The organism is Sphingomonas sp. SUN039 (assembly GCF_024758725.1).
GTDB lineage: Bacteria > Pseudomonadota > Alphaproteobacteria > Sphingomonadales > Sphingomonadaceae > Sphingomonas_O.
In genome coordinates, this window is the sequence record NZ_CP096972.1 from 674,846 (window position 1) to 689,671 (window position 14,826).

The 14,826-nt window shown below is 64.9% G+C and carries 15 protein-coding genes; 10 read left to right on the plus strand and 5 right to left on the minus strand.

What is annotated here, in order from left to right; genetic code table 11:
• The first annotated feature begins 132 nt into the window (after positions 1 to 132).
• The 5 genes from M0209_RS03350 to M0209_RS03370 all read left to right on the plus strand — a co-directional run bounded on the left by M0209_RS03350 (position 133) and on the right by M0209_RS03370 (position 5,219).
• Complete coding sequence (locus M0209_RS03350) at positions 133 to 834, plus strand: superoxide dismutase (protein WP_258886888.1); 702 nt, start codon at positions 133 to 135, stop codon at positions 832 to 834.
• Positions 834 to 1,325: a hypothetical protein gene (locus tag M0209_RS03355; RefSeq protein ID WP_258886889.1), complete on the plus strand. Its 492-nt coding sequence runs from the start codon at positions 834 to 836 to the stop codon at positions 1,323 to 1,325. Before M0209_RS03350 ends, M0209_RS03355 begins: the two co-directional genes overlap by 1 nt.
• Entirely contained in the window at positions 1,322 to 2,662 is a 1,341-nt protein-coding gene (chrA, locus tag M0209_RS03360) for a chromate efflux transporter (RefSeq protein ID WP_258886890.1), read from the plus strand. The genes M0209_RS03355 and chrA overlap by 4 nt, the downstream gene beginning before the upstream one ends.
• A gap of 511 nt (positions 2,663 to 3,173) precedes the next feature.
• Complete coding sequence (locus M0209_RS03365; RefSeq protein ID WP_258886891.1) at positions 3,174 to 4,418, plus strand: lipoprotein-releasing ABC transporter permease subunit; 1,245 nt, start codon at positions 3,174 to 3,176, stop codon at positions 4,416 to 4,418.
• Positions 4,419 to 4,547: 129 nt separating this feature from the next.
• Positions 4,548 to 5,219, plus strand: a complete 672-nt coding sequence (locus M0209_RS03370) for an ABC transporter ATP-binding protein (RefSeq protein WP_258886892.1) — start codon at positions 4,548 to 4,550, stop codon at positions 5,217 to 5,219.
• Positions 5,220 to 5,342: 123 nt separating this feature from the next.
• Here M0209_RS03370 and M0209_RS03375 read toward each other — a convergent pair whose 3' ends face one another.
• Positions 5,343 to 5,795 carry a GatB/YqeY domain-containing protein gene (locus M0209_RS03375; protein WP_258886893.1) on the minus strand — a complete coding sequence of 151 codons (453 nt, stop codon included), beginning with the start codon at positions 5,793 to 5,795 and terminating at the stop codon, positions 5,343 to 5,345.
• 102 nt (positions 5,796 to 5,897) lie between these two features.
• On the opposite strand from M0209_RS03375, the gene carA reads away from it, so the two are divergent.
• The 4 genes from carA (at position 5,898) to M0209_RS03395 (ending at position 11,974) form a co-directional block, all read left to right on the plus strand.
• On the plus strand, positions 5,898 to 7,142 hold the full coding sequence (carA, locus tag M0209_RS03380) for a glutamine-hydrolyzing carbamoyl-phosphate synthase small subunit (RefSeq protein ID WP_258886894.1): 1,245 nt from the start codon (positions 5,898 to 5,900) through the stop codon (positions 7,140 to 7,142).
• A 313-nt stretch (positions 7,143 to 7,455) separates the two neighbouring features.
• Positions 7,456 to 10,791, plus strand: a complete 3,336-nt coding sequence (gene carB, locus M0209_RS03385; RefSeq protein WP_258886895.1) for a carbamoyl-phosphate synthase large subunit — start codon at positions 7,456 to 7,458, stop codon at positions 10,789 to 10,791.
• Positions 10,792 to 10,871: 80 nt separating this feature from the next.
• Positions 10,872 to 11,348, plus strand: a complete 477-nt coding sequence (gene greA, locus M0209_RS03390) for a transcription elongation factor GreA (RefSeq protein WP_258886896.1) — start codon at positions 10,872 to 10,874, stop codon at positions 11,346 to 11,348.
• Positions 11,349 to 11,368: 20 nt separating this feature from the next.
• Positions 11,369 to 11,974, plus strand: coding sequence for a rhomboid family intramembrane serine protease (locus M0209_RS03395; protein ID WP_258886897.1), 606 nt, complete (start codon positions 11,369 to 11,371; stop codon positions 11,972 to 11,974).
• Here the strand turns inward: M0209_RS03395 and M0209_RS03400 are convergent.
• Genes M0209_RS03400 through M0209_RS03415 form a run of 4 tightly spaced genes read right to left on the minus strand, consistent with a single transcriptional unit; the run spans position 11,971 to position 13,361 of the window.
• Complete coding sequence (locus M0209_RS03400) at positions 11,971 to 12,189, minus strand: DUF4170 domain-containing protein (RefSeq protein ID WP_258886898.1); 219 nt, start codon at positions 12,187 to 12,189, stop codon at positions 11,971 to 11,973. The two genes, M0209_RS03395 and M0209_RS03400, sit on opposite strands and share 4 nt — an antisense overlap.
• Positions 12,190 to 12,205: 16 nt before the next feature.
• Positions 12,206 to 12,499, minus strand: coding sequence for a hypothetical protein (locus M0209_RS03405; protein ID WP_258886899.1), 294 nt, complete (start codon positions 12,497 to 12,499; stop codon positions 12,206 to 12,208).
• A 4-nt stretch (positions 12,500 to 12,503) separates the two neighbouring features.
• Complete coding sequence (locus tag M0209_RS03410; RefSeq protein ID WP_258886900.1) at positions 12,504 to 12,884, minus strand: phage holin family protein; 381 nt, start codon at positions 12,882 to 12,884, stop codon at positions 12,504 to 12,506.
• 3 nt (positions 12,885 to 12,887) lie between these two features.
• Positions 12,888 to 13,361 carry a hypothetical protein gene (locus M0209_RS03415; RefSeq protein ID WP_258886901.1) on the minus strand — a complete coding sequence of 158 codons (474 nt, stop codon included), beginning with the start codon at positions 13,359 to 13,361 and terminating at the stop codon, positions 12,888 to 12,890.
• A 159-nt stretch (positions 13,362 to 13,520) separates the two neighbouring features.
• On the opposite strand from M0209_RS03415, the gene eno reads away from it, so the two are divergent.
• Complete coding sequence (gene eno / locus M0209_RS03420; RefSeq protein ID WP_258886902.1) at positions 13,521 to 14,807, plus strand: phosphopyruvate hydratase; 1,287 nt, start codon at positions 13,521 to 13,523, stop codon at positions 14,805 to 14,807.
• Positions 14,808 to 14,826 lie beyond the last annotated feature (19 nt).

A 14,826-nucleotide genomic window follows, 5' to 3' on the forward strand; every position in this document is an offset into this window, starting at 1 on the left:
GGGCCTACGGCAGTCGCCCGACGTTTCAAGGTGGATGTTCCGCCCAAGCGCTGCCCCGTCTCCGGTTCCGGGGGTGGGAAGCTGCGCGTGCCGCAAGCCTTCCTCCGCTCGAAGCCGACAGGAAGGCTGAATATGAACGATATCGACCGGCGATCTGCAATCGTTCTGGGTGCGGCGGGCCTCGCCGCGCCGAGCTTGGCTGCGACGAAAGGTGTGGCGGCCGCGCCCCGCGCGTTCCGTGAAGATTACGTCCCGCCACCGCTGCCGGTCGATCCGGCCAAGCTGACTGGCTTGTCCGAACGCCTGATCCGCTCGCATTGGGACAACAACTATATGGGCTCGGTGAAGGCGCTCAACATGATCGCGGGGCGGCTGAAAGCGGCGCTGGCCGACACGAGCCTGCCGCCCATCGTCCATGGCGGGCTGAAGCGCGAATATCTGAACCGCACCAACAGCGTCGTCCTTCACGAACTCTATTTCGCGGGACTGGGCGGCGACGGCAAAGCGGGCGGGGGCATCGCCGTGGCGCTTGCGAGTGCGTTCGGGTCGTTCGCCGCATGGGAAGCAGATTTCCGCCGCACCGCCATGGCGCTGGCGGGCGGGTCGGGCTGGTGCATTCTCGGCTGGAACCCGCATTTCGGGACGCTCGAGAATCATTGGGCGCCCGATCACATGCACAGCGCAGCGGCGAGCGTTCCGCTGCTCGCGCTCGACATGTACGAACACAGCTTTGCCATCGATTACGGCGCGGCGGCGGCGAAATATGTCGATGCTTTTATGGCCAATGTGAACTGGGAAACGGTCGACCGCCGTTATGCCGAGGCACGGGCATAATGCGGCGACGGACCCTGCTCAGCGGGATGGCGGCGGTTGCGGCTGTCGGGATGGCTGCGCCGCTGCTCGCAGCCGCCAATGCGCCGACCGTGCTGTTCGTCTGTGAGTTCGGCACGGCCAAGAGCGCCATTGCCCGCGAGTTGTTCCGCAAGCGCGCCCGCGAGCGCGGGATTGCCGTGACCGCCTTCTCGCGTGGATCGAAGGCCATCGAGGACCATATCTCGCCGCCGCTCAGGCAGAGCCTCGATGCCGAGGCCATCGATACGCGGCGCGACGGATTTGCCGTGCTCGAACCGAAGGACGCCCGCCGTGCCGATATTGTGGTGACGTTCGCGCCGCTGCCCGCCGCCTATCGCTCGGCAAAGCTGCGCGACTGGTCGGCAGTACCTTCGGTCAACGATGCGTGGCCGACCGCGCGCGCCGATCTCGACCGGCGGATCGACGCGCTGCTCGACAGTCTTGCGGTGGCGAAAGGGAGCAAGCCGCGATGACGCATGGCATTACCCTGCGCGAAGCGACCTCGGTCTGGTGGCGGATCGCGCTGCTCAGTTTTGGCGGGCCTGCCGGACAGATCGCGGTGATGCACCGCATCCTTATCGACGAAAAACGCTGGATCGGTGAGCGGCGCTTCCTCCACGCGCTCAATTTCTGCATGTTGCTGCCCGGGCCCGAGGCGCAGCAGCTCGCGACCTATATCGGCTGGCTGCTCCACGGCGTGCGCGGGGGACTGATCGCCGGATTGCTGTTCGTGCTGCCGGGGGCAGTGGCAATCCTCGCGCTGTCGTGGATCTATGTCCTCTACGGCAATGTCGGCCCCATCGAAGCGCTGTTTTTCGGATTGAAGGCTGCCGTTCTCGCCATCGTCGTGCAGGCGGTGGTGCGGATCGGGGGCAGGGCGCTCAAGTCGGTCGAGAGCCGCGCGCTCGCCGCCGCAGCCTTCGTCGCGATCTTCTTCCTTGCCGCGCCGTTCCCGCTGATCGTTGTCGTGGCGGGCACGATCGGCTGGATTGCCGGACGGCGCGGGAGCCACGCTTTTTCGGGCGACGGGCATGGCGGGTCGGGGGCAGGGCTGGCCGATGCCGATTCGGCGCTGGGCGACGGGCCGGTGCTGCATCCGCCCTCGCGCACCCGCAATGCGGCGCTGGTCCTGGCGGCGCTGTGGCTGCTGCCCGTTGCGGCACTGGCGCTGTTCGCACCGCAAAGCGTGTGGACCGACATTGCGACTTTTTTCAGCCGCATGGCAGTGGTGACGTTCGGCGGTGCCTATGCGGTGCTCGCCTATGTCGCGCAGCAAGGTGTCGATCATTACGGCTGGTTGAGCGCGCGCGAGATGCTCGACGGGCTGGGGCTGGCGGAGACCACGCCGGGGCCGCTGATCATGGTCACGCAGTTCGTCGGTTTTCTGGGCGCGTTCCGTGCCTCGACGGGTCTGCCGCCGCTGCTCGCAGGCACGCTCGGCGCGGTGGTCACCACCTGGGTCACCTTCCTGCCGTGCTTCGTCTGGATTTTTGCAGGCGCCCCCTTCATCGAGCGGCTTCGCGGGAACACAGCGCTCGCCTCCGCGCTGGGCGCAATCACGGCGGCGGTGGTGGGGGTGATCCTCAATCTCGCGATATGGTTCGCGCTGCATTTCCTGTTTGCGCGGGTGCAGACGGTACGCGCAGGGCCGCTGACGTTCGATGCGCCGGTCCCCGCCAGCATCGATCCGATGGCGGCGGGATTGTCGGTACTGGCGGTGCTGTGGCTGTTCGTGCTCAAGCGCAGTGTGTTCGAAACGCTGGCGGTCGCTGCGGCGGGCGGGGTGGTGTTGAGGATGGTGCTCGCTTAACCCCTCTCCCCTTGCGGGAGAGGGCGACACGCGCGCAGCGCGGCGGGGTGAGGGGGCTGGCAGCGTCCGCTGCCAAAAAAGCCGCCTCCTGCCCAAAGGCGCGTCGTCCTTTTCGGGCGCAGACGCGCCCATACCCCTCACCCCGCCGCCTTCGGCGTGTCGCCCTCTCCCGCAAGGGGAGAGGGGCAGGGCACTGCCCCACAAACGCCGAATGCCCGGATCTTGCGACCCGGGCACCCGCGTGACGATTGCTCGTCAGCCCCCTTGACTGTGTTCGCTCCGGCTCGACGCGCTCCCCTGTGGGCGTGCGGAACCGAAACTTCCCTGAACCGCGGCCATAACCGTCGTGTCAGGACTCAAGTGCTAGGGACAGCTTGTTACAAAGTCATCCGCCGATGCGCGTCGGCGCAACGATTGGGCGTCACCTGTGTGAATCGCGCAACACCCGGTGTGCCGCTAGGGATTGCGGCAAGCTTGCCCGTGCCGTCGTCCGTCCCTAAGCGAAACCGCGATGCTGCTCACCCCCTACGAAACCATGATCGCGCGGCGCTATCTGCTGCCGGGGCGCAGCGAGGCGTTTATCGCAATCGTCGCGTCGATCAGCCTGGTCGCGGTCGCACTCGGCGTTGCCGCGCTCGTCATCGTGATGAGCGTGATGAACGGGTTCCGCGCCGAACTGTTCGACAAGACCATCGGGCTGAACGGTCACGCCGTGGTGCAGGGCTATGGCGGGCGGCTCGCGGGGTGGCAGGAAATCGCCGAAATGGCACGCAAGACGCCGGGGGTGACCTCGGCCACCCCGCTGATCGAGCAACCCCTGATGGCGACCTTCAACGGCCGGGTCGAAGGCGTGCTGGTCCGCGGCGAGCGGCTGGAGGACATGCGCGGCAACAAGACCTTCGAAGTCAAGGCGGGGCGGATGGCCGATGTGACGGTGGGCAGCGGCAACATTGCCATCGGGTCACGGCTGGCGGAAATGCTCGGCGCGCAGGTCGGCAGCACGATCAGCCTGATCTCGCCCGACGGCCAGACGACCCCGTTCGGCAGCGTCCCGCGCATCGTCGGCTATCGCGTGGCCGCGATCTTCGAAATCGGGCTGTACGATTACGACAAGGCGTTCGTAATGATGCCAATCCCCGACGCGCAGCAATTGCTGTTGCTCGGCGATCAGGTCGGCATGGTCGAGGTGCAGACGACCGACGCCGATAACGTCCAGCAAATCCTGGCCCCGCTGGCCAAGCAGGTGGGCGAGCGCGCGGTCGTCACCGACTGGCGCCAGATGAACGCCGCACTGTTCGAGGCGCTGGCGGTCGAACGGGTCGTCATGTTCGTGGTGTTGTCGTTCCTGATGATCCTGGCGGGCCTTAACATCCTGTCGTCGTTGATCATGCTGGTGCGCGGCAAGACGCGCGACATTGCGATCATGCGGACGATGGGGGTGCCGCGCCGGTCGATCTTGCGAATCTTCATGTCGGTCGGTGTGGTGATCGGGACGCTGGGCACGGTCGCCGGGCTGGCGCTCGGTTTCGTATTCCTGTTCTTTCGCCAGAGCGTCGTGAATTTTGTCCAGTTCGTGACCGGGCAGAATCTGTGGGATCCGTCGATCCGCTTCCTCACCGAGCTGCCGTCGAAGACCGATCCGGTCGAAGTCGCCATCATCGTGGTGATGGCGCTTGGATTTAGCTTCCTTGCCACGCTCTATCCGGCGGCCAAGGCAGCGGGGACCGATCCGGTGCAGGTGCTGCGCTATGAATAGGCTCATGAACCCCTTCCACATCGTGGAAGGGGCGATGCGAAGCATCGGGAAAGGCTCGATTGTGACCGGATCGTTCCTTTCCCGGCTGCGCTTCGCTGCGCCACCCCTTCCACAAGTGGAAGGGGTTCGATGACGGACGTCCTCGCTGTCTCAGCCCTGACCCGCGATTTTATTCAGGGTGCGACGACGATCCACGTCCTGCGCGGCGTCGACCTGCATGTCGGGCAGGGCGAGATTGTCGCGCTACTCGGGCCGTCGGGCAGCGGCAAGTCGACCTTGCTTCAGGCCGTCGGCTTGCTCGAAGGCGGTTTCGGCGGCAGCATCCGTATCGCGGGCGAAGAAGTCGCGCGGCTCGACGATGAGGGGCGTACCCGCGTGCGCCGCGACAATGTCGGCTTTGTCTACCAGTTCCACCATTTGCTGCCCGATTTCACCGCAGCGGAAAATGTCGTGCTGCCGCAACTGGTCGGCGGAAAGATGCGCGAAGAGGCGGAGGCGCGCGCGGCGTCGCTGCTCGGGTCGCTGGGCCTTGCCGAACGCCTGACGCACAAGCCCTCGCAATTGTCGGGCGGCGAGCAACAGCGCGTCGCGGTCGCCCGCGCGCTGGCCAATGCGCCCGCGCTGATCCTGGCGGACGAGCCGACCGGCAACCTCGACGAGGCGACGGCGGACAAGGTGCTGGCGGAGTTCCTGCGGCTGGTACGTGGCGAAGGCGCGGCGGCGCTGGTCGCGACGCATAACGAGCGGCTGGCGGCGAAGATGGACCGGGTGGTGCGGTTGCACGAGGGACGGCTGGGGTAGGCTTACCCTCTCCACTTCGTGGAGAGGGCGGCGGAGCGAAGCGCAGCCGGGAGAGGAATGATGTGGAGGCGGTCGTGCCTCTCCCGATGCTTCGCATCGCCCTCTCCACGAAGTGGAGAGGGTTTAAGAAAGCGCTCCCTTCACCAGCGCGCTCGCCTTGCTCATGTCGAGCTGGCTCGCGTGGCGTTCCTTCAGTGCCGCCATCACGCGGCCCATATCCTTCAGGCCCGACGCGCCGAGCTCGGCCTTGATCGCCTCGATCGCGAGCGTGGTTTCGGCCTCGCTCAGCTGCTGCGGCAAGAAGCGTTCGATCACCGCGATCTCGGCGCTTTCCTTGTCGGCGAGTTCCTGCCGCCCGCCGTCGGTGAACATCTGCACCGATTCGCGGCGCTGCTTGACCATTTTCTGAAGGACTTCGACCACGACCACATCGTCGTCGTCCGATCCTTTGCCGGTCCGCATCTCGATGTCGCGGTTCTTGATCGCCGCGAGCATGAGCCGGACGGTCGCCAGCGTGTCCTTGTCGCCGGCCTTCATCGATGCGGTCTGGGCCGCCTGAATTTCTTCTCTGATCATGGCCGCGGCCTATACGCAGCGGTTGACCGCACCGCAATGCGGCCCTACGCGCCGACCCTTAGCGACATCGCCGGACCAACCCCGAACGGAGTGCCTCTTCGCATGCCCGAAGCCACAACTGCGACCGGCATATTGGTGCTCGCCGATGGCACCGCGATTCGCGGGCGCGGCTTCGGCGCAGAGGGCGTCGCGGTGGGCGAGGTGTGCTTCAACACCGCGATGACCGGCTATCAGGAAGTAATGACCGATCCGTCCTATGCGGCGCAGATCATCGCCTTTACCTTTCCTCATATCGGCAATGTCGGGGTCAATCCGGAGGATATCGAGGCGACCAACCCCCACGCGGTCGGTTGCATCGTGCGCGAGGATGTGACCGCGCCGTCGAACTGGCGCGCGGCGGGCGGGTTCGATGCGTGGATGAAGCTCAACGGGCGTATCGGGCTGGCAGGCGTCGATACCCGCGCGCTGACCCGGCGCATCCGCGAGCTCGGCCCGCCCAACGCCGTGATCGCGCATCGCAAGGACGGCGCGTTCGATGTCGACGAGTTGGTGGCCTTGGCGCGCGACTGGCCGGGGCTGGAGGGCACCGACCTCGCCAAGCCGGTGACGACGTTGCAGACGTACCAGTGGGACGAGGGGCTGTGGCGGCTGGGTTCCGGTTACGCTTCGCCGAGCGCCAGCGAGGTGCTCCTTCGAGCGCCAGCGAGAAGCACGGGCAGCGCTGACCTCGCTGGCGCTCGGCCGGGCACCTCGCTGGCGCTCGGCGAAGAAACTTCCTCGCAGCGCAAGCGCGTCATCGCCATCGATTATGGCCTGAAACGCAACATCCTCCGCAACCTCGTCGATGCGGGCGCCGACGTCACCGTCGTCCCCGCGACCGCGAGTTTCGACGACATCATGGCGCATGAGCCGCAGGGGCTGTTCCTGTCGAACGGCCCCGGCGACCCTGCGGCGACGGGCGAGTACGCCGTGCCGGTGATCCGCAAATGGCTCGATACGGGCAAGCCACTGTTCGGCATTTGTCTGGGCCATCAGCTGCTCGGGCTGGCGGTGGGCGCGCGGACGACCAAGATGCACCAGGGCCACCGCGGTGCGAACCACCCGGTCAAGCGATTGTCCGACGGCCGCGTCGAGATCACCAGCATGAACCACGGCTTCGCGGTCGAACGCGAAAGCCTGCCCGCCAACGCGCGCGAAACGCATGTGTCGCTGTTCGACGGCAGCAACTGCGGCTTCGAACTGACCGACACATCGGCATTCAGCGTCCAATACCACCCCGAAGCCAGCCCCGGCCCGCAGGACAGCCATTACCTGTTCGAACGGTTTGTGGGGGAGATGGCAAAGTGATTGCTTTGCTAGCCCTTACTTTGTCTGCCAACGCCTTCGTCACAGTTTGTAATACCCGATCCGACACGTGTTCCAGTCGGCAGCAGGCTATTTCATCCCGAGCGGCGCATTGTGGAACAAGCGTCACTTTTGGACCCTACACTCACAGACATCCGTCGCCAAACAAGGACAGAGACGCGATTGTCATCGTGCAAGACGCGGCATTTTTTGTGGTTACTCCTGCAAGATCTGCAACGTCGGCACAACTAAATTGCCTCAAGGACGATAAGGCGCCGTCGCCATTGTTCGTCGCTCCTCTGATTGAAAAGCAATAATGCCCAAACGCACTGACATCTCATCCATCCTCATCATCGGTGCCGGGCCCATCGTCATCGGGCAGGCGTGCGAGTTCGATTATTCGGGCACGCAGGCGGTCAAGGCGTTGAAGGCCGAGGGGTATCGTATCGTCCTGGTCAATTCGAACCCGGCGACGATCATGACCGATCCCGAACTGGCCGACGCCACCTATATCGAGCCGATCACGCCCGAAATCGTCGCCAAGATCATCGAAAAGGAACGCCCTGACGCCGTCCTTCCCACGATGGGCGGGCAGACCGCGCTCAACACGGCGCTCGCGCTGTTCAACGACGGCACGCTGGCGAAATACGGCGTCGAGATGATCGGTGCGGATGCCGAGGCCATCGACAAGGCCGAGGACCGGATGAAGTTCCGCGAGGCGATGACCAAGATCGGCCTCGAAAGCGCGCGCTCGGGCATCGCGCATACATATGATGAGGCGCTGGAAATCCTCGAGCGCACCGGGCTGCCCGCGGTTATCCGCCCCAGCTTCACCATGGGCGGGACGGGCGGCGGCATTGCGTACAACCGTGCCGAGTTCGAGGAGATCGTGCGCGGTGGGCTCGATGCGTCGCCGACCACCGAGGTGCTGATCGAGGAATCGCTGCTCGGCTGGAAAGAGTACGAGATGGAGGTGGTGCGCGACAAAAACGACAACGCTATCATCATCTGTTCGATCGAAAACATCGACCCGATGGGCGTCCATACCGGCGATTCGATCACCGTCGCGCCCGCGCTGACGCTGACCGACAAAGAATATCAGATCATGCGCAACGCGAGCATCGCGTGCCTGCGTGAAATCGGGGTCGAGACCGGTGGGTCGAACGTGCAGTTCGCGGTAAACCCCGCCGACGGCCGCCTGATCGTTATCGAAATGAACCCGCGCGTGTCGCGGTCCTCGGCGCTGGCGTCGAAGGCGACGGGGTTCCCGATTGCCAAGGTCGCGGCGCTGCTCGCGGTCGGTTACACGCTCGACGAGATCATGAACGACATCACCGGCGCGACGCCCGCGTCGTTCGAACCGACCATCGATTATGTCGTGACCAAAATCCCGCGCTTTGCCTTCGAGAAGTTCAAGGGGGCGGAGCCGCTGCTCTCGACCGCCATGAAGAGCGTCGGCGAGGTCATGGCCATCGGGCGGAATATTCACGAGTCGATGCAAAAGGCGTTGCGGGGCCTCGAAACTGGTTTGTCGGGTTTCAACCAGGTCGATGCGCTGGTCGGTGCGCCGCGCGACGAAATCATTGCCGCGCTGAGCCGCGCGACGCCCGACCGGCTGCTGGTCGCAGCACAGGCGTTGCGCGAAGGTCTGAGCGTCGCGGACATCCATGCGGTGTCGAAATTCGACCCGTGGTTCCTCGACCGGCTGGCCGAAATCGTCGCGGCGGAGGACGGGGTCGTTGCGAACGGCCTGCCGCAGGATGCCGACGGGCTGCGGCGGCTGAAAGCGATGGGCTTTTCCGACAAGCGTCTCGCCTGGCTCGCGCTGCGCGGATCGGGCCTGCGCGAGGGCACGCGGCAGGCCTTCGGGCGCGCGTCGGGCCTGATCGGCGAGGCAGTGCGCGCGATGACCGGCGGGGCGAGCGAGGCCGATGTCCGCGCGCTGCGCCACCGGCTGGGCGTGCGCCCCGTGTTCAAGAGGATCGACACCTGTGCGGCGGAATTCGCCGCGCCCACCGCGTACATGTATTCGACTTACGAAGCGCCGAGTTTCGGCACGCCGGAGTGCGAAGCCGCGCCGAGCGACCGCGAGAAGATCGTCATTCTGGGCGGCGGACCCAACCGGATCGGGCAGGGGATCGAATTCGATTATTGCTGCTGCCACGCCTGCTTTGCGCTGGCGGATGCGGGCTATGAGACGATCATGGTCAACTGCAACCCGGAGACAGTGTCGACCGATTATGATACGTCGGACCGCCTGTATTTCGAGCCGTTGACCGCTGAGGACGTCCTCGAAATCCTGCACGTCGAGCAGCAGAACGGCACGCTGAAGGGCGTGATCGTCCAGTTCGGCGGGCAGACGCCGCTCAACCTCGCCAAGGCGCTGGAAGAGGCGGGGATTCCGATTCTCGGCACCAGCCCCAAAGCCATCGATCTCGCCGAAGACCGCGAGCAATTTGCGGCGCTGGTCACGCGGCTTGGGCTGAAACAGCCCGACAACGGCATCGCGCGCAGCCGGGACGAGGCGGTCGCGGTCGCAACCCGCATTGGCTACCCGGTGCTGATGCGGCCCAGCTTCGTGCTCGGCGGTCGCGCGATGGAAATCGTCGATACCGAGGCGCAGCTCGAGCATTATATTGCGACCGCCGTGCAGGTGTCGGGCGATGCGCCGGTGCTGATCGACCGCTATCTGCGCGACGCGGTCGAAGTCGATGTCGATGCGATTGCCGATGGAAAACAGGTGGTTGTCGCCGGTATCCTCCAGCATATCGAGGAGGCCGGCGTCCATTCGGGCGACAGTGCGTGCTCGCTGCCGCCGTACAGCCTCGCCCCCGAAATCGTCGCCGAGATCGCGCGGCAGGCCGAAGTACTGGCGACGGCCTTGTCGGTGCGCGGCCTGATGAATGTGCAGTTCGCGGTCAAGGACGGCGAAGTCTATATCATCGAGGTCAACCCGCGTGCGTCGCGGACGGTGCCGTTCGTCGCCAAGGCAATCGGCGCGCCCATCGCCAAGATCGCGGCGCGTGTGATGGCGGGCGAGATGCTGGCGGACCTGCCGCCGATCGACCTCGACATCCCGCATATCGCGGTGAAGGAGGCCGTCTTCCCGTTCGCGCGCTTCCCGGGCGTTGATCCAGTTCTTTCACCGGAAATGAAAAGTACCGGCGAAGTCATGGGGATCGATAGCGATTTTGCGCGTGCCTTTGCCAAGGCGCAGCTTGGGGCAGGCACGATCCTGCCTGCCTCGGGCAAGCTGTTCGTTTCGGTCAAGGACACCGACAAGCCGGTCGTCCTGCCAGCGGTACGCCAACTCGCGGCCCTCGGATTCACCGTGATCGCGACCGACGGTACCGCGCGCTATCTGGCGGGCGAGGGCGTCACGGTCGAGCGCGTCAACAAGGTCGCCCAGGGGCGCCCGCACATCGTCGATCGCGTTGTTGATGGCGATATCGCGCTGATCTTCAACACGACCGAAGGCTGGCAGTCGCTGAAAGACAGCGAAAGTATCCGCCGGGCAGGGCTGATGAACAAGGTGCCGCAGTTCACCACGGCATCGGCGTCTGTCGCAGCAGTACAGGCGATTGCTGCACTGCAAAACAGCGACCTTGAAGTTCGGCCTCTTCAGTCTTATCATCTTCGGCTCGCAAGCTGACTCCCGACAGATGCGACGATGACAGGCTCCGGTGCGTTACCGGGGTCTCAACAGGGTTTTGACCGAGGGGTTTTGCGAAGATGGCGACGGTAGACAAGATGCCGATGCTGATCGAGGGGCAGCGGATGCTCAACGAACAGCTGGTGCTGCTGAAAGCCGAGCGGCCCGAGGTGATCGACGCCATCGAGGAAGCGCGCGCGCACGGCGACCTGTCCGAAAACGCTGAATATCACGCGGCAAAGGAACGTCAGGGCCAGATCGAGGCGATGATCGTCGATATCGAGTCGAAGCTCAGCCGCGCGACGATCATCGATCCGAAGGAACTGTCGGGCGACAAGATCGTCTTCGGCGCGACGGTGACGTTGCTCGACGATGACGACAAGCCGGTCAAATACCAGATCGTCGGCGAAACCGAGGCCGATGCCAAGGCGGGCCGCATTTCGTATAATTCGCCGCTCGGTCGTGCGCTGATCGGGCGCAAATCGGGTGACGACATCGAAGTCTCGGTGCCCGCCGGCGACCGTTATTATTCGGTGTCGAAGATCGAGTTTATCTGAACGTGCAGCCGTCCCGTCCCTTGCGGGCGACGGCGGCCATCGCGGTTGTCACGGCGCTGGCGTTCGTGGCGCAGGGTTTCGCCGGTCCGCATGTCATTTTGCAGGGCGGATTCATTCCCGCGCGGTTCAGCGAAGTCGCGCCGTTCACCGCTGTCCCCTTTGCGCTGACGCCGTTGACTGCAACACTGCTGCATGGCGGCTGGCTCCACCTCGGGTTCAACCTGCTAATGCTCGTCTATTGCGGACGGCAGGTGGAGGGCGTGCTCGGCGGGCTGCGGCTGGTCATCCTGTATATTGTCGGCGCTTACGGTGCGGCGCTCGGACAGTTCCTGATCGATCCCGGCTCGACCGGCCCGATGATCGGCGCGAGCGGGGCGATATCGGCAGTGGTCGGGACATACGCGCTGATGTTCGGGCGCGGGCAGGTCAAACGCATCGGCCCGGTGCCGGGGGTCGTCGTGCGTGCGCTGTGGCTCGCGGTGGCGTGGACGATCCTGCAATGGGGCATCGGCTTCGCCAGCGGCGGCACCGCCTCGCCGATTGCATTCGCCGCGCATATTGGCGGGTTCGTGACCGGGCTGGCGCTGGCCTATCCGCTACTCGAATGGCGGTATCGCTACGGCTAGGCGGTTATGTCCGGTTCGAGCAGCCGGTGCAGGTGCACGACGACATAGCGCATCTCGGCATCGTCGACCGTCTTTTGCGCCGCACCGCGCCATGCTTTTTCGGCGGATTTGAAATCGGGAAAAATCCCGACCACGTCGAGTTTCGACGGATCCTTGAAATCCAGGGTTTGGGGGTCGGTCACGCGGCCGCCGAAGACGAGGTGGAGTTTGCTCATGCGCCGCGCCGTAGCGTCATTCCGACGGCAAATCACCGCTTTTCTTGATCCTGGTCCGGTGCGCGGCGCGTAGCACGATGGCCGAAGCGATTGCCGCTGCGCCGCCGACTGCCGCGGTTATACGACGCCGCTTGGTAATACCGCGCTTCAGCAGGACGCGACCGGCACGTGCCGCGAGCAATTCTGCGGCCTCTGCAACCAGCAAACGCGGTGCCAGACGCCCGCGCAACTTGTGCGAGGTGTCGATCATCGCCTGTCGCGCCGAATCGCGTGCCTCGGTGGCCGCTTCGAGCTCGCGGGTTTCCTTCATCGGCCTATCCTTCCCGGGTCAGCTTACGCAATTGCAGCCGTCCCGCCTGGGCAGCGATCGCCGCCACCAAGACGGCCACTGCAACGACGATTGCGGTCGCCCAGCCGGCACCGACGACGGGCGTCAGCGCGAACATTGCCCCGACCAGCAAGGCGACCAGTGTTCCGGCCAGCAGCGTTGCCGACAGCGTCAGCAGGCCGAGCCCGATCGCCGCAACGATCAGCCGCCGCCGGGCCTCGGCGCGAAACACAGCCGCCTCGGCATTAAGCCAGTCGCGACCGTCGTCGACCAGTTCGGCGAACAGGTCGGGCACCGATTGGCGACCGGCGGCGTCGCCGTTCACGACGGGGCTGTCATCGACCGGATCGACCGTCGCCCCGGCCAAGTTCTAGGCTCCGGTATCGTCGGAAGATTTTTTGGCGGAACCCCTGAACATCGACACGACAAAAAGGCCGATGGCAGCGACGGCACCGATCGCGATGGCAGGACGCTTGCGGACGAAGGCGGTGGTGTCCGCCACAATGTCGTCGACATCCTTGTTCTGCAGCGTCGTCGCCGCGTTCGACACGGTCGAGGCGGCCTTTCGTGCATAGTCGCCGTATTGGGTGCCGACGCGCTCATCGACAACCGATGCCGCACTTTCCGCGAGCTTCGAGATTTCGCCGAGCGCCTCGGCGGCCATGTCCTTGCCCTGCGTCGCGGCCTTTCGCGCCGAATCGATGGCTTCGGAACCGAGCGCCGACGCCTGCTCCTTGACCTTCGCCACACTCAGTTTGGCATCGTCGATAGCGGGCGTGGCAACGGCAACGATTTCCTTTGCGGTCTCGGCGACCGCTTCCTTCGTTTTGGGGGTACGGGCCATCGAGTGAAACTCCTTGGTTGGCAGGCGGCAGGTGCAAGCAAGATAGTGCAGCGCACAAGAACTGCCAGTCCCCAATCGTTACGGTTTGCGCTGTGTGTGCGGCTCAACTAGAGGCGCGGGCGCTTTGTTCCCTCCCAGCCAGCAGCGAGCCAGCCGACCATGACCGCAATCCTCGATATCCACGCCCGCCAGATCATCGACAGCCGGGGCAACCCGACGGTGGAGGTCGATGTCCTTCTCGAGGATGGCAGCTTCGGGCGTGCCGCTGTGCCGTCGGGGGCCTCGACCGGGGCCTATGAGGCCGTCGAACTGCGCGACGGCGACAAGACGCGTTTCCTGGGCAAGGGCGTCGAAAAGGCGGTCGAAGCGGTTAACGGCGATATTGCGGGCGAACTCGTCGGCCTCGACGCCGAGGACCAGGGCGAAGTCGATGCGGCGATGATCGCCCTCGATGGCACGCCCAACAAGGCACGGCTCGGCGCGAACGCGATCCTGGGCGTCAGCCTCGCCACGGCGAAAGCTGCGGCGGACGCGCGCGGCCTGCCGCTTTATCGATATGTCGGCGGCGTCGGCGCGCATGTGCTGCCGGTGCCGATGATGAACATCATCAACGGGGGGATGCACGCCGACAATCCCATCGATTTCCAGGAATTCATGGTGATGCCGGTGGGCGCCTCGAACCTGTTCGAGGCGGTTCGCATGGGCAGCGAGATCTTTCACAAGCTGAAGAAGAAGCTGCATGACAAGGGGCTGGCGACGGCCGTGGGCGACGAAGGCGGCTTTGCGCCGAACCTCGCCAGCGCGCCCGAGGCGCTCGACTTCATCATGGCGAGCGTCGAGGCGGCGGGTTACAAGCCCGGCGACGATGTCGTGCTGGCGCTCGACTGTGCCGCGACCGAATATTTCCGCGACGGGGCATACCGGTTCGATGGGGAAGGCGTCGTGCGCAGCCCCGCCGAGAATGCGGCTTATCTTGCCGACCTTTGCGCCAAATACCCCATCGCCTCGATCGAGGACGGCATGAGCGAGGACGATTTCGAGGGGTGGAAGGCGCTCACCGATCTTATCGGGCGAAAGGTCCAGCTGGTCGGCGACGACCTGTTCGTGACCAATGTCGACCGGCTGGCAATGGGCATCGAGAAGGGCCTCGCCAATTCGTTGCTGGTCAAGGTCAACCAGATCGGGACGCTGACCGAAACTCTTGCTGCGGTGTCGCTCGCGCAGCGCAGCGGATACACGGCCGTCATGTCGCACCGTTCCGGCGAGACCGAGGATGCGACGATTGCCGACCTCGCGGTCGCGACCAATTGCGGGCAGATCAAGACGGGGTCGCTGGCGCGGTCCGACCGGTTGGCCAAGTACAACCAGCTGATCCGCATCGAGGAAGAACTCGACGGGCAGGCCGAATATGCAGGCCGTGCCATTTTTTCCACGAAACAGGGTTGATTCGGCGAATCGGCTGTGA

Coding starts and splice junctions, on each gene's coding strand:
- M0209_RS03350 (WP_258886888.1), top strand. CDS start 133: ATGAACGATATCGACCGGCGATCTGCAATCGTTCTGGGTGCGGCGGGC.
- M0209_RS03355 (WP_258886889.1), top strand. CDS start 834: ATGCGGCGACGGACCCTGCTCAGCGGGATGGCGGCGGTTGCGGCTGTC.
- chrA (WP_258886890.1), top strand. CDS start 1,322: ATGACGCATGGCATTACCCTGCGCGAAGCGACCTCGGTCTGGTGGCGG.
- M0209_RS03365 (WP_258886891.1), top strand. CDS start 3,174: ATGCTGCTCACCCCCTACGAAACCATGATCGCGCGGCGCTATCTGCTG.
- M0209_RS03370 (WP_258886892.1), top strand. CDS start 4,548: ATGACGGACGTCCTCGCTGTCTCAGCCCTGACCCGCGATTTTATTCAG.
- M0209_RS03375 (WP_258886893.1), bottom strand. CDS start 5,795: ATGATCAGAGAAGAAATTCAGGCGGCCCAGACCGCATCGATGAAGGCC.
- carA (WP_258886894.1), top strand. CDS start 5,898: ATGCCCGAAGCCACAACTGCGACCGGCATATTGGTGCTCGCCGATGGC.
- carB (WP_258886895.1), top strand. CDS start 7,456: ATGCCCAAACGCACTGACATCTCATCCATCCTCATCATCGGTGCCGGG.
- greA (WP_258886896.1), top strand. CDS start 10,872: ATGGCGACGGTAGACAAGATGCCGATGCTGATCGAGGGGCAGCGGATG.
- M0209_RS03400 (WP_258886898.1), bottom strand. CDS start 12,189: ATGAGCAAACTCCACCTCGTCTTCGGCGGCCGCGTGACCGACCCCCAA.
- M0209_RS03405 (WP_258886899.1), bottom strand. CDS start 12,499: ATGAAGGAAACCCGCGAGCTCGAAGCGGCCACCGAGGCACGCGATTCG.
- M0209_RS03415 (WP_258886901.1), bottom strand. CDS start 13,361: ATGGCCCGTACCCCCAAAACGAAGGAAGCGGTCGCCGAGACCGCAAAG.
- eno (WP_258886902.1), top strand. CDS start 13,521: ATGACCGCAATCCTCGATATCCACGCCCGCCAGATCATCGACAGCCGG.